A 13,410-nucleotide genomic window follows, 5' to 3' on the forward strand; every position below is an offset into this window, starting at 1 on the left:
AGGAGTGCGGCGAAGAGGCCGAGGACTCCGGCGCTCGCGATCGCGGGACCCGCGGCGAACGCTCCGACGGTCTTGCGGATCTTGCCGAGGCGCTCGAGCTCGCCCGTGGCGACACGGAGGTCGGCAGTGGCCCGGATCCCCTGCTCCGGTTCCGCCGCGGGCTCCTCGTCCGGCGCGGGCTCGGCCGCGACGGACTCGCCGATCCGGTGGAGGTCCATGAGGAGTTGTTCGACCTCCGCGTCGGCCTGCTCGGCCGCGGACACGGGCTCCGCGGCGGCACGCGGGGACGCGGTCCCTTGGGCGGCCGCCTTCCGCGCGGCGTCGAGCAGGGCGCGTTCCTCCGCCTCAAGCTGGAAGAGACGCGCATCGAGCGTGGTCGCGCGGCGCAGGGCCCCGACGCAGACGCCGACCAGAGCGGCCGCGCCCAGGAGCACGTAGGCGGCGCCGATCCACCGGATGTAGCCGGGGGCGTCGTAGGGCGAGATCGGACCGGCCAGGAAGTAGGCGACGAGAATGGCGACGAGGAAGTACCCGCCGAAGATCCCTCCCAGGGCCCGCGGTCGGAGCCCACCGGCCTTCGCCATCGCCGATGTAACCTCGCGCCGGCCCGGATATACTTCACTCCCCTCTTCTCAATGTCGATAGCAACGCACGGACGGTGCGGTTCGCTCTGGGAGACGCCTTCGCCCGTCCGCCTACGGCGAGAGAAGGACGACGGACCAGGCGGGGTGGATCTCGCTGAACCAGCCGTGGTCCGTGTCCAGGACCCAGGGCCCCGTGACCTGGACGTGGGAGCCGGGTGTCAGGGTCACGTTCGCGAGGACCGTGGGCTGGTCGGACGGAACGATCTCGACGTGCATGAGCCCGGACAGGAACACGTAGCTCCCCAGGGAGAGCAAGCCCCCATACCCCGGGTCCAGGGCGAGGTCGAAGGAGAAGTCGCCGTCCACCGCGGGTCCTGAGGTGGGCTCCAACGCCTTGATCACGCCGCGCACGGTCACGCAGGTCGAGAGGACGCGGAGACGCTCGTGGCCGTACAGCCCGTTCGCCTGCGTGCCGCCCCCGACCAGGTTGCCTTGGCGGCATCCCGCGGCGCTCGAGGTCTGGATCCACTGGCTCGCGGCCAGGGAGTCCGGGTACAGGGGGTAGAGGGTCGCACGGGCCGCGTCGCCGGCGGCCGGCCCCGATAGCGCGAAGGCTCCGACCAGGACGATCGCCGCGATCAGCGAGGCGAGCGCCATCACCGCGGGCCGCGCCGAGCCCGCGGGCTTCGCCCCGCCTCGCCAGACGAGGACGCCTGCGAGCGTGAGCAGGCCGAGGGCCACGCCGAGGGGAAGGACCAGGAGAAACGTGCTCGCAGCGAAGAAGATCCCCAGCGTCCCTCCGCCCACGACGACCAGGCCGAACACGACCTCGGACCGGGCCCTCGACGACGTCACGAGACGGACCGCAAGGTAGGCGGGAAGGACGTAGACCGCGTCAAGGACTGCGTACGCGGGCTGGAGCCCCTCGCCCCCGTACGTCGCGGCGCCTGTGAGGAGCGCGGCGACGGTCCCGAAGAGCAGGGCCAGGAGGACGGGCGTGAGAAATCCGTGCCGCTCCTTCAGGCGCAGGATCAGGAGGAACTGGATGCCGCGGACGAAGACGGCGCCAATCCCGACAAACGCGAACAGGCTCTCCGCTCGCAGGTCAACCGCGACCCCGAGGACGAGTCCCGCAACGAAGCTCACCGCCGCCTCACGGCGCGGCAGGCCGTACGGCAGGAGGAAGAGAGGGAGGCTCAGGAATCCGTACCCAAGGACCGGGTAGGGGGCGTTGCCGACGGTCAAGGTGCCCAGGAAGGTCAGGAGGCCTCCGAGAACCGCGCCAACGAGGGCGACCCGTGGCGTGGGACGATCCCGTTTCGGCGGCGTGCCCTCCATGGGCGCGGTATCGGCCCGAGCGGATAAGCCCTTTCTCCGCACGATGGCCGAGGTTCGGCGTCGCATCGGACAGTGCGTCCAGGGGGCTCCGCAACCCGAATGCGGGACGATCAGGAGAACGTCGCGACGCACTCCTCCGGCGACTTGTCCTCGCGCAGGTGGGAGAAGCTCGGCGCACGCATGTGGCGGTCCTTGGACCACTCCAAGAAGTGGACCTCTGCGACCACGACGGGCGTCGTCCAAAAGGCGAGGGGCACCTCGAGCTCGGGGGCTTCGGCGAACGGGCAGGCATCCTGGCGAAGCGTGGCGAGCCGCGCGGTCAGGGAGCGGCGCAGGGCCTCCGAGAAGCCCGTGCCCACGCGCCCGACGTGGACCAGCGTCCCTTCGTGGTACGCGCCGAGGACGATCGAGCCGAACGTGTCCTTGCGCTCGCCCTCGCCGACCGTGACCCCGGCGATCACGCAGTCCTGGGTGGCCTTCTTCTTGATCTTGATCCAATCCGGGCTCCGGCGGCCGGGGTAGTACCGCGCGTCCTTGCGCTTCGCGATCACGCCCTCGAGACCCTTCGCGACCACCGCCGCGTAGTAGTCCACGCCGCGGCCCTCCACGTAGTCGCTGAGGACGACGTGGTCGTCCTCCTCCACGATCTCCCGCAGGATCGCCTTGCGTTCCGTCTGGGGAAGGCCCATGACCGCACGGTCCCCCACGTACAGGACGTCGAACACGATGTACGTCGCGGGCAGGGTCCGCGCGAGGTAGTCCACGCGGATCGCCCCGGACGCGCGCTCGCGCTCCTGGAGCTTCTCGAAGCTCGGGAGGGGACCGTCCATGACGACGATCTCGCCGTCCAGGATCGCGTCCTTCCGCGTGCGCGGCGCGAGGTCCGGGTAGCGGCCCTCGATGAACGACAGGCGGCGGTTCTGGAAGCGGTGCTTCCCATCCCGGAGGAACGCCAGGGCGCGCGTCCCATCCCACTTGAGCTCGAACAGGTGGTCCGCGGAGTCGAACGGGGTCTCGCGGCTCTCCGCGAGCATGGGCTTGATCACGTGGGCGTACGGGTCGAACGACGGCATGGGGTCAGCTGGCCTTCGCGACCTCGAGGCTCGCCTTGAGCGCCGCCATGAGGTCCACGGTGGGCTTGGACTCGACTCGCGTGATCGTGGGCAGCTCCTTCCCCTCGACCTTGGCCTGGATCAGGGCCATGAGCCCGTCCCGGTACCGGTCCCGGTACTTCGACGGGTCGAACTCCATGGTCATGGCCTTCAGGAGCTGAAGCGCGAGGTCGACCTCCGCATCCGAGATGGCCACGGGCTGCGTCGCCGGGACCTCGGGCGGCGGCTTCACCTCGTCCTGGTACAGGAGGGTCGTGAGCACAAGCCCCCCGTCGTTCGGGCCGATCGCGACGAGCTGCTCCTTCTTCCACAGGACCGCGCGGGCGATCGCGACCTTCCCCGTCCGGAGGAGGGCCTGCCGGAAGAGCTCGAACGGCTTCAGGCTCAGCTCCTCGGGCCCGAGGTAGTAGTTCCGCTCACGCTGGAGCGGACCGACCTCCGCGGCGTCCACGAACCCGGAGACCTCGATCGCCTTGCTCATCTCCACGGGCACGGAGTCGAAGTCCTCGTCCTTCAGGATCACGTACTGGGCCTTGGCGAACTCGTACGCCTTGACCATATCCTTGGACTCGACGGGGACGTTGTCCTTCGGGCACAGGTACGGGCGCTTCAGCGGCGTCATGCACGCAGCGTGCAGCGTGGTGAACGAGAGGTCCTTGCTCTCCGTCGCGGCGAAGAGCTTCACGGGGATGTTCACGAGGCCGAAGGCGATCGCGCCGCTCCACAGGGCTCGGGCCATGGATGAGTCCTCCGCAGGGGTCCAGCCCAACGGCTCGCCGCCGTATAAAGGGTGCGGACTCCGGCCATTTCGGCTGACCGAAAGACGAGGCACCGGGACGCTGGGCCGCGGCGCATGGGAGGGAGGCGCGGATGCACGGAGCCTCGTCACGTCGGGGTCCGGATGAAGCTTCTTACCCGATGGCCCAATACCCCGCCGTCATGGCAGCCGCCATCGTGGACGTCCAGCGCCTCCGGAAGGACTACGGGGACTTCACCGCCGTGGATGACGTGAGCTTCCGCATCGAGGAGGGAGAGGTCTTCGGGCTCCTCGGCCCGAACGGAGCGGGGAAGACGACCACCTTGCACATGCTCGCCACGCTCCTGCGGCCCACGAGCGGTACGGCGACGGTCAACGGCCACGACATCGTACGCGAGCCGGGCCAGGTCCGCAAGAGCATCGGCATGGTCTTCCAGGAACCCAGCTCGGACGATCTCCTGACGGGCTACGAGAACTTGAAGATGCACGCGCTGCTGTACGGCATCCCCGCCTCCGAGCGGGGGACACGGATCCGGGAAGTCCTGGCCCTCGTCGACCTCACGGACCGCAAGGACGAGCAGGTGCGGCACTACTCCGGCGGCATGCGGCGCCGCCTCGAAATCGCCCGCGGGCTCATGCACAACCCGCGCGTCCTCTTCCTGGATGAGCCCACGCTCGGCCTGGACCCGCAGACGCGGACGCACATCTGGGAGTACCTCGAACGTCTCGTGCGCGAACAGCGCATCTCCGTCATCGTGACGACCCATTACATGGAGGAGGCGGACCGGCTCTGCGACCGCATCGCGATCGTGGACCGCGGGAAGATCGTCGTCCTGGACAGCCCGGAGAGCCTGAAGCGCGCCCTGGGCGGCGACATCATCCGACTCGAGATGCAGAACCCGGATGCCGCGGCCCTCGAGGCGCTTCCCCACGTGAAGAAGGTCGAGATTCAAGGCAAGACCGCCTCCCTCACCGTGGAGGACGCGCGGTCCCACATCCAGGAGATCCTCGCTCGCGTCGGCAAGGTGGACTCCGTGGAGCTCCACCCGCCCTCCCTGGAAGACGTGTTCCTGCGGTACACGGGTCGGGCGTACCGCGAGGAAGGGGCCGAAGGCGGGTTCTGGGAGCGCGTCATGACGGCGAGCGGGAGACGATGAGCGAACTCTCCGGCCTCTACGCGCTGTGGGAGCGCGAGTTCCGCGTGTACCTGCGCGAACGCTCGCGGATCGTGTCCACGGTGATCAGCCCGCTCCTCTGGCTCTTCGTGTTCGGCGGCGGTTTCGGCGCCCAGTTCAGCGTGGGCAACGTGGACTACCAGGCGTTCCTTTACCCCGGGATCATCGCGATGACCATGATCTTCTCCTCGATCTTTTACGGAGCCAACGTGGTCTGGGACAAGCGGCTCGACTTCCTCAAGGAAGTCCTCGTGGCGCCGATCAACCGGAGCACCGCGTTCTTCGGGAAGGTCCTCGGCGGGGCAACGGACTGCCTCATCCAGGCCACGATCATCGTGATCCTCGCGCCCCTCCTCGGCGTGTCCTTCGGCTTCGGCTTCGCGCTCGCCTACTTGGTCATCTTCGTGATGCTGGTCGGCCTCGTGAGCGTCGGCCTGATCATCGGTGCGTGGATGGAATCGCCGGAGGGCTTCAGCCTCCTGAGCGGGTTCGTGACGTTCCCGCTGTTCTTCTTCTCGGGGGCGCTTTTCCCGCCGGGGAACCTCCCGAGCTGGCTCTCCGTGATCACGTTCGCCAACCCGCTCACGTACGGCGTGGACGCGCTGCGCGGGGCCACCTTGGGCATCTGGAACTTCAACGTGCTCATCGACTTCGCAGTCCTGGTGGCCTTTGCCGCCGTGACCATGGTCCTAGGCACGCTCTCCTTCCGCCGGATGAGGCTGTAGCCGACCCCAGGTGCCACGCGCACGCTCCGCGGGCCAACCGGAGGATATGTACCGAACGCTTTTAGCGGGTGTATCCCATCGACTCTGTCCGATGGAGGGATCTCAAGTCGCGGCTCCGCCGCCTCGCGAATCGACGGCCCCCGTGACCCCGCGGCCGCGGAAGCGAATGCCGCGCTGGCAAATCGTTCTGGCCGTCCTGATCGTTGCCGTCGCGATCGTGGTCCCCACGATTCTGATCGTCGGGCCCTCCGCACCCTGGGTCGAGGCCGTCCTCAGTCAAGGACGCACGTTCATCGACGTCCCGCTGACCACGATGTACACGGCGCCTCCGCTGCCGGGCGCGACCGTGAACACGAGCGTCGAGATGAGCTTCTCCTCCGGAAACCTCACGTGCTTCCAGAACGCCACCACCCACCAGGGCATTTGCTCCGGCATTGACGCGGACCTGCTCATCTACCACTGGATGCCGGCCACGGGGACCGGTCTGCCCGTGCAGTTCGTGATGTCCCCGGAACCCGCGCTGACGGATTCGACGCGGCACTTTGAGGCCGGAGGCCCGGGAGGTCCGTTCATCTTCTATCCGGCGGGACCGTACTCGGTTCACTGGTACCCCGACGGCACCTCCGTGCCGCCTCCGGTCGTCGCGCACTTGAACGCGACGGAGACAGGCCCGGGCCTCGCATACGTCTTCGTGACCAAGTGGGCGATGGACTACACGGTCCGGAAGATGGGCGTGTTCCAGGGTCTCCTCCCGAGCTCCTACCTCGAGGTGGACTATTCCCTGAGCGTCGTGGACCCGGGGTCCGCGGAGCCGCTCCCTGCGGCGAACGTGTCGCTCCCGGCGCCGGGAGACCTGTGGGCTCCCTGGCACACGCTCTCCTTGAATGCCGGGGAGCGGTGGGCCCTGACCGGCGTCGGGGCCCTCTCCTCGTTCCGTGTGCCGCCGCCTCCCGTCCCCTATGGCGACCCTCCGTACTTCCACCACAACGTGACCTCGATCGCCCTGAATGCGGGAGCCGCGGGCAGTCTCGTCACCGGCCTCCGGTCGGACTACGAGTGGTCCTACGAGACGATGCGGTTCTCGTGGAACCAGACCGTCCAATTCCACGTCCTCGTGGACATGCGGTTCGGGGGCTTGATGCTCGAGTACGGGGTGGGAACCCCCTGAGGAGGCCCTCGGCCTCCGACTTTACGGAATCCCAACTCGCGTGAACTTGGGGTTCTGGCAGCGGTCCAGCGAGGAAACGCACCTTTCTGCGCATCTCCCCGGAATCGCTCAAATACCCGGCATCATGTTCGGGACTCACCGGAGGGGAGAGGAGGGGATTCTTGCGAGGCCGCCGTGCGGCGAGCCCGGGCGGTGGGGTCGAGCCCGGGTACGATGCGCGGCACAGTGGCCGCCCGAATGCGGGTGGGCGCCTTCGGATGCGCGATCGTCCGCCCCCTTCCCCGAGAGGGGGGTGTGAGACTTGGTCGACCTGAATGCGTTTGTGGGCTTGTTTAGTGTGTTCGAGGACCACGCGCTGATCTTCGGCGCGGTGTTCTTGGTCGCGGGCGTCTTTCTGGGGATCCTCAACCGTGCGGCGGCGTTCCTGGTCCTGGGGCTCGCCCTGTTCTCGTCGGGGTCCGTGATCCTGGGCGAGCTGGCGAAGCAGCAGAGCATGACCGCGACGCTCATCGGGGTCGCGCTGGGCATCGCCTCGGCAACGGCCCTGTACCGCTCCGCGCGACTCATCCTGATCGCGCTCGAGTTTGGGACCTTCTTCGTGGCGTGGTTCCTGCTCCTGTACAGCTTCCTGGGCATCGGCTTCACGAGCAACGTGGTCGACGTGATCCTATGGCTCGTCGCGGGTGGGTTCAGCGTCTTCCTCACGCAGCGCGCGACCGCAGTCATGGCGACGCTCCACCCCCTGCTCCGGACGCACGCCACGTGGAAGGCTCCGGCGGCCCTGGTGTCCACGATCCCCGTGCCCAAGCGGTGACGCAGGCACCTACCTCTACCGCGTGACCGCGGTCGATCGGTACGGGAACGAAGGTCCGCCCAGCGTCTCGACCCAAGCGTTCGTGGGCGCGCGGACCGGGCCGCCACCCTCGGGGGCGGGCATTGACCCCCGGGTCGTCATGGCACTGGTCGCCGTCGGTGGAGCAGCGGTGGTCGGAGTCCTTCCCCTGCGGCGCCTCCGCAGGAAAGAGTCACCTCCGGAGCACGGACCTCCTTCCTGAGGCGTTCGGCGTCGTCCGCGCGCACTTTCGAACTCCCGTGCCGGAGCGGCGCGCTGGGATCCCGGCATGGGCGCCCTTTCTTGAACCAGAATTTGACCAAATCGTTAAATAACCAAACCGTTATTCAGCGACAACCCTAGGGGGAAGCACACACGAAGCTGACGCATGTGACGATCGTCGTCAAGGACCAAGACAAGGCGCTCGATTTCTACACGGAAAAGATGGGTTTCGAGAAGAAGGCGGACTACATACAGCCGGGCCATCCGCGCTACCTAACCGTGAGCCCTAAGGGGCAGGACATCGAGATGGTACTCTGGCCGGCGGGCGCGGAGGCGGACCGGATGCCCGTGAGCCACACGCAGCCGGGCATCGGCACGCGGACGGTCCTCCAGGTCGAGGACTGCGGCAAGACGTTCGACCAACTCAAGAAGCGCGGCGTGCGGTTCAAGAGTCCGGAGCCGATGGAGGAAGCTTGGGGCTACGCTGCAGACCTCACGGACCCCGACGGCAACCCGTTCACGATCTTCCAGCCGCGGGCGCCGCCCACGGGGCCTCAGGACTGGGATCGCAAGGCGTAGGGGGAGCATGGACGTCTTCGACGCGGTCGCGCACCCCGTGCGGCGCAAGGTCCTCGACCTCCTCGCCTTGGGGCCGCGGAACGCCGGCGAGATCGCCGCCAGGTTCCCGCGGCTCACGCAGCCCGGGGTGTCGCGGCACCTCAAGGTCCTTCGAGACGCGCACGTCGTGGACGTGACAATCCACGCGCAGGAGCGCATCTACGCGCTGAACGCGAAGGGACTCGCGGACCTGTACGAATGGGTCGCGAAGTATCAAGCGATGTGGCCCGAGACGCTGGACGCCCTCGAGCGATACTTGGACGCCGGGGCCGCGAGCGAGAAGGCGAAGGAGAGGAAGCGATGACCGCGGCGAGCGGTGGGTTCAAGAACCCTGGTGCGAAATCCCTGCGAGACAAGCTTGGAGAGAGTGCCCGAATGACTGGTTCTTCGACGGACAAGACCGGCGCGCTCACGCTGGACGGCGACTACGCCACAATCGCCTTCGAGCGACGGCTGCGCCACCCTCCCGAAGTCGTCTGGAAGGCCCTCACGGATCCGGAGCACCTCGCGCGCTGGTATATGACCAAGGCGCGTCTCGACGAGCGGCCCGGAGGGAGCATCGACTACGTGAGCGGGATCTCCCAATTCCACGTCACGGGACGCATCCTGACGTGGGACCCGCCGCGCGTGTTTGAGCACGAGTGGAACGTGGAGACGCAGCAGTACCTGCCCGAAGGCGAGCGGAGCGTCGTGCGCTGGGAGCTTACTCCCGACGGCGACGGGACGATCCTCCGGATCACGCACCGGCACCTCACGCGACAGACGGCGACGGGCTTCATCGCCGGCACGCACGCGTTCCTGGAGCGCCTTGAGGAGCAGCTGGATGGGAGGCCACTTACAAACTGGGTGAAGCGCGTGGACGAGCTCCGGCCCGTGTACGGCGTGTCGTGGTAGCCGCCTCGCGTCGGGGACGCAGGGTTTTATCCGGCTCGTGCGGATTCGAGGGGACACGCCGTACACCCTCGAGGCGGAACTCACCGCACCCGTGACCGCGTGGCTCGCGGGGACCGGGCACCGCGTGGTGTCGGAGGTCCCTATCCTGGGCCGCCGGGCCGACCTGATCGGCGCACGGGACGGATCGCTCGTCGCCATTGAACTCAAGCTCCGGGACTGGCGGAAAGCGTTGCGTCAGGCGATCGCGTACCAGCTTGCGGCGGACCGTGCCTGGGTCGCCATGCCCCTGGCCGCGGCTTCGTCCGCGTACCGCGAGCGCTGGCGGTTCGAGGCAGACGGGGTCGGCCTCCTCGCGGTGGACGACCGCGGGGTCGTCCGAGCGCCCATCCCCGCAGGACCGTCCCCGCGGCTCCTCCCGTTCCTGCGGCAACGGATCCTTGCGGTTGGCCCGCCGCAGCCGTGAGCGCTTTCGGCAATCCGAAAGGGACTTTACCGACCTGCCGCATGCGCTGGGCGGTGACGCAGTCGGCCGACGGATACTCGCTCCGAGGCTTCGCCGCGGAGGCCGAGGCCATCGTGCGGGCATCCGCGTCCGAGGCCCAGCTGCTCCGGGACCTGAAGCCCCGCATGGACCGGCTCCTCCGCACGCCACGGTCCCTCCCGCGCGCCGCCTTCGCCCCGCGGAAGGACCGCTTCGCGAACAACCTCCTCTACCGTCCCAAGGACGCGGCGTTCTCGATCACGGGCGGCGCGTGGGCGCCCGGCCAGACCACGCCGATCCATGACCACCTGACCTGGGCCGTCGTGGGCGTGTACGCGGGCGAAGAGCGGGAGTCCATCTACCGGCGGACGGACGACGGCTCGGATCCCAAGCGGGCGACCCTCGTGCTCGCGAGCGAACGGATCAATCGCAAGGGTCACGTGACCGTCCTCGGCCGCACCGGGATCCACCGAATCGATAACGTGTCCACGAAGCCGTCGCACAGCGTCCATGTGTACGGACGGGACATCGGGAGCCTGGAGCGACACGCCTACGACCCCGTGACGGGCGAGATCGGCAAGTTCGTGTCGGGCTACTGCAACGTGCTGCGCGCCGAGGACGAGGACTGATCCCGACGCCGGCGGACGGCACCGATCCCTGGCGGCCCGCCCCTAGGACGGGCCCTTCGGCGGCATCGGTTTCGCCGGCGCCTCGGAGTTCGCAGGGGACTGCGGTGGGCTCTGCGGCGGACCCGTCGGGGGCGCACGATGTCGCCGCCGGACCAGCAGCCACGCGACTACCACCGCGAGGACCGCGATCACGACGCCCACGCCCAGTTCGAGGGTCAGGCTCGACAGCACAGGAGCCGGAGCGAACCCGGCCGCCAGGTTCGAAGGACCACGGACCACGAGGCTCGTGCTCGCACCCGTCCCGCTTGCGTTTCCCGACCAGCCCGTGAAGACGTTCCCGGACGAGGCCACGGCGGCCACATGGACCTCCGTGCCCGACGGCACGTACAGCGTGAGCGTGCTCCCCGGGGCGACGACGCCCGACACGTTCCCGTAGCTGTAGGAGATCCCGCCGCCGCTCGAGGCGACGAGGACGAGCCCGGGATTGAACGTCGCGGTCTCGTTGAGAGGCCCCGAGGCGACGAGATCCTGGATCCCGGCCGGTCCGGACGCGGAGCCGTTCCCGCTCCCGGTCCAGCCCGCGAACTGCCACCCCGCGTCCGCGGTGGCGCTCAGGTGGACCGCGCTCCCTGGGGGGACCGAGAGCGTGATCGCGCTCGCGGCGGGCACCACCCCGGAGGTGTTCGCGAAACGGTAGGCAATCGAACCACCGGCCGACGCCGTCACGGCAAGACCGGGATTGAACGAGGCGGTTTCATTGATGGGCGAGGAGACGACCACGTCCTGCGCCGGAGCCGCGCCCGAGTACGATCCGCTTCCGGTGCCTTGCCAGCCCGCGAATAGCCAGCCCGTTGCGGGTGTCGCGGCCAAATGGAGCGTCGAGCCCTCGGCGTACCACCCGGACAGCGACGAGACGGTCCCACCTTGGCCCTGGGACGATGCCACACTCACGTAGTACTCGTGCACGAACGGGATGGAGAGGGTCAGGGAGCCGTTCGCGACACCCGAGGTGGGGCCCGTGGCCATCCACCGTTCGCGGGACGAGGACCCGGCGAGCGAAGCTTGCACGCTCCAGGACGAGCCGAGATCGGCAGGGTACTTCGAGTACGAGGACGTGAGGTACCAGGTGGTGAGCCCGCCCCGATAGAGGTAGGTCACCGTGGGGTTTGTCGGCAAGGCGCCCGTGCCCACCACGGTGTAGCGGAGCGTCAGGTTCGCGGGCACGAAGACACCTACGCTCGCGATGGTCGTCGTCCAGCCGCTCGGGCCGCCGACCTCGCCCGCGACCCAGATAGCCTCCGGATCCGCCGGATCCGTCGACGCGCCCGAGTAGTCGCCGAAGCGACAGCTCGTGCCGTCGGGGCACCAGAGATCTTCGGGACCTGATCCCGTCTGCACGGTCAACGGCGTGCGGTTCGTGTTCCTCCCGTCCGTCGACAGTTGCACGGAGACCAGGAGGCCCGGGTACTCGGTCGACGAGGAGTAGCCGAACGCGAGCACGAGGTTTCCCGCCGCGTCGAGACGCAGCGCGGGGTAGAAGTAGCCGCGAACCGGATCGCTCAGGTCGAAGTCTTGGACGACGGTCTGGTTCGCCGGGTCCAACTCGAGGACGCGGGCGCAGCTCTGGTTGACGACCGTCCCCAGGGGCGTGCAGGCGTCGCCGAACGTGACCCACAGCCGACCGTGGTGCTCGATCGCATCGAGCACACGCGCGTCTCCCGTGTTCACCTGGTACGTCGTCCCGAGCTGGGGCGCGTTCGGCGGCTCGTTCACCGTCCGGATGGCCAGATCCAGCTCCGTGCCCTGGGAGGCGCTCGGCGGCACACCAATCAACGGGATCACCTGCACCGCGGTCGTGGGCGCGACGGCCCACCCCACGCTCACCAGGTACATCGCCCCCGCGGGATCCATGATCTCCACGGGGTGGAGGGATTCCTTGTTCGCGAGAGGGCCAAACGTCGAGGCCCGCGGCGGACTCCCGGCCAGGAGGTCCGACTTGTTCACGATCCAGAACTCCGCCCCCGTGTACGTCGGCGTGCCGGCGCAGGCTGAGAATACGTTCGCGCTCACGACGACCGTGGACGGGCCCACGCCGAGCATGGGCTGGTCCGGGCAGCCCGCGGCGAGCAAGGACGCGTGGGACCATCCCTTCGTGGGGTCCGAGCCCGCCGAGACCGCGAGGAGCACGGAACTCACGTTCACATCGAGGATTGAGGCGAACCAGCGACCCGTCGGCGCATCGTACTCGATTCGGGGATCGGAAAGGAACTCCTTGAACGACCTCTGGAAGAACGTGTTGAGGGTTAGGCTCTCGATGTCGAGGCCGGCGCGGTTCCAGACGGTGATCCGGAGGTTGACCATCTCGACGATGTGGTTGGGTCCGACCGCGACCTGGGGATCCGGCGGCACATAGGGGTCCGAGGAATAGGAGAAGGCAACGCCCGAAATCACAGGCCCGACGGACAAGACGTTGGCCGCGAGCGGCGCGAGCCCGTGGACGGACGTGCTGGGCGTGGCCATCGGCGCTCCCGCGTCCGGGGCCGGCGAGGAATCCGCGAGGAACCGCGGGTTGGGGGCGGAAGCGGTCTTGGTCGACGGCTCGGGAGGAGCGGCGCGGACGGGATGGGCCGTCGGAGTCCCGACCGCCGACGCGGCGAAGGCGACGGGCGCGGCCCAGAGGAGCAGGACGAGTCCCCACGAGATCCACTGACTCCGACGTCGCGTTGGCGCCATCCTGCAAGCTCGATCCGATTGCCGCGTCCGTCCGGCGACTTCCACCGGGGTCATCCCCCCACCCACGACAACGACACCCCTCGAGCCCGAGTTGCTCTGGCATGCCGCCGCACGGCTTCCATGGGTCGGAATGAGTTTAAGA

Annotated in this window: 14 protein-coding genes; 9 read left to right on the top strand and 5 right to left on the bottom strand. The window is 68.4% G+C overall.

The features are described 5' to 3' along the window. The 4 genes from VEY12_11785 to VEY12_11800 all read right to left on the bottom strand — a co-directional run. On the bottom strand, positions 1-584 hold a 584-nt coding region (locus VEY12_11785), incomplete at its 3' end, for a hypothetical protein (GenBank protein HYM40797.1). A 111-nt stretch (positions 585-695) separates the two neighbouring features. Beyond that, the gene (locus VEY12_11790) at positions 696-1,922 is read right to left on the bottom strand and encodes a hypothetical protein (protein HYM40798.1); all 1,227 of its coding nucleotides are present in this window, start codon (positions 1,920-1,922) and stop codon (positions 696-698) included. Positions 1,923-2,032: 110 nt separating this feature from the next. Next, positions 2,033-2,995 (bottom strand): non-homologous end-joining DNA ligase, encoded by a 963-nt coding sequence (gene ligD / locus VEY12_11795; GenBank protein HYM40799.1) that lies wholly within the window; start codon positions 2,993-2,995, stop codon positions 2,033-2,035. Between the two features lie 4 nt (positions 2,996-2,999). Beyond that, a complete protein-coding gene (locus tag VEY12_11800; protein HYM40800.1) occupies positions 3,000-3,773 on the bottom strand; it encodes a Ku protein in 774 nt (257 codons plus the stop codon). Between the two features lie 200 nt (positions 3,774-3,973). Here VEY12_11800 and VEY12_11805 point away from each other — a divergent pair, with 200 nt between their 5' ends. From VEY12_11805 to VEY12_11845, 9 genes are all read left to right on the top strand, one after another. Next, positions 3,974-4,948: an ATP-binding cassette domain-containing protein gene (locus VEY12_11805; protein HYM40801.1), complete on the top strand. Its 975-nt coding sequence runs from the start codon at positions 3,974-3,976 to the stop codon at positions 4,946-4,948. Then, complete coding sequence (locus VEY12_11810; GenBank protein ID HYM40802.1) at positions 4,945-5,691, top strand: ABC transporter permease; 747 nt, start codon at positions 4,945-4,947, stop codon at positions 5,689-5,691. The genes VEY12_11805 and VEY12_11810 overlap by 4 nt, the downstream gene beginning before the upstream one ends. A 91-nt stretch (positions 5,692-5,782) precedes the next feature. Next, complete coding sequence (locus tag VEY12_11815; GenBank protein ID HYM40803.1) at positions 5,783-6,859, top strand: hypothetical protein; 1,077 nt, start codon at positions 5,783-5,785, stop codon at positions 6,857-6,859. Between the two features lie 301 nt (positions 6,860-7,160). Next, positions 7,161-7,673 carry a hypothetical protein gene (locus tag VEY12_11820; GenBank protein ID HYM40804.1) on the top strand — a complete coding sequence of 171 codons (513 nt, stop codon included), beginning with the start codon at positions 7,161-7,163 and terminating at the stop codon, positions 7,671-7,673. Positions 7,674-8,081: 408 nt separating this feature from the next. Continuing rightward, positions 8,082-8,492 (top strand): VOC family protein, encoded by a 411-nt coding sequence (locus VEY12_11825; GenBank protein HYM40805.1) that lies wholly within the window; start codon positions 8,082-8,084, stop codon positions 8,490-8,492. A 7-nt stretch (positions 8,493-8,499) separates the two neighbouring features. Continuing rightward, a complete protein-coding gene (locus VEY12_11830) occupies positions 8,500-8,835 on the top strand; it encodes a metalloregulator ArsR/SmtB family transcription factor (protein ID HYM40806.1) in 336 nt (111 codons plus the stop codon). A 71-nt stretch (positions 8,836-8,906) separates the two neighbouring features. After that, positions 8,907-9,425, top strand: coding sequence for an SRPBCC family protein (locus VEY12_11835; GenBank protein ID HYM40807.1), 519 nt, complete (start codon positions 8,907-8,909; stop codon positions 9,423-9,425). Positions 9,426-9,462: 37 nt separating this feature from the next. Then, a complete protein-coding gene (locus tag VEY12_11840) occupies positions 9,463-9,888 on the top strand; it encodes a hypothetical protein (protein HYM40808.1) in 426 nt (141 codons plus the stop codon). 53 nt (positions 9,889-9,941) lie between these two features. Further along, positions 9,942-10,535, top strand: coding sequence for a cysteine dioxygenase family protein (locus VEY12_11845; protein ID HYM40809.1), 594 nt, complete (start codon positions 9,942-9,944; stop codon positions 10,533-10,535). 42 nt (positions 10,536-10,577) lie between these two features. On the opposite strand, the gene VEY12_11850 is transcribed toward VEY12_11845, so the two are convergent. Next, on the bottom strand, positions 10,578-13,268 hold the full coding sequence (locus VEY12_11850) for a hypothetical protein (GenBank protein ID HYM40810.1): 2,691 nt from the start codon (positions 13,266-13,268) through the stop codon (positions 10,578-10,580). Between the last annotated feature and the right edge of the window lie 142 nt (positions 13,269-13,410).

The organism is Thermoplasmata archaeon (assembly GCA_035632695.1).
Taxonomy (GTDB): Archaea; Thermoplasmatota; Thermoplasmata; order RBG-16-68-12; family RBG-16-68-12; genus RBG-16-68-12.

Bases quoted from the DNA above. Each gene is read 5' to 3' on its own strand.
- VEY12_11805 (HYM40801.1), top strand. From the start codon at position 3,974: ATGGCAGCCGCCATCGTGGACGTCCAGCGCCTCCGGAAGGACTACGGG.
- VEY12_11830 (HYM40806.1), top strand. From the start codon at position 8,500: ATGGACGTCTTCGACGCGGTCGCGCACCCCGTGCGGCGCAAGGTCCTC.
- VEY12_11810 (HYM40802.1), top strand. From the start codon at position 4,945: ATGAGCGAACTCTCCGGCCTCTACGCGCTGTGGGAGCGCGAGTTCCGC.
- VEY12_11800 (HYM40800.1), bottom strand. From the start codon at position 3,773: ATGGCCCGAGCCCTGTGGAGCGGCGCGATCGCCTTCGGCCTCGTGAAC.
- VEY12_11815 (HYM40803.1), top strand. From the start codon at position 5,783: ATGGAGGGATCTCAAGTCGCGGCTCCGCCGCCTCGCGAATCGACGGCC.
- VEY12_11835 (HYM40807.1), top strand. From the start codon at position 8,907: ATGACTGGTTCTTCGACGGACAAGACCGGCGCGCTCACGCTGGACGGC.
- ligD (HYM40799.1), bottom strand. From the start codon at position 2,995: ATGCCGTCGTTCGACCCGTACGCCCACGTGATCAAGCCCATGCTCGCG.
- VEY12_11790 (HYM40798.1), bottom strand. From the start codon at position 1,922: ATGGAGGGCACGCCGCCGAAACGGGATCGTCCCACGCCACGGGTCGCC.
- VEY12_11850 (HYM40810.1), bottom strand. From the start codon at position 13,268: ATGGCGCCAACGCGACGTCGGAGTCAGTGGATCTCGTGGGGACTCGTC.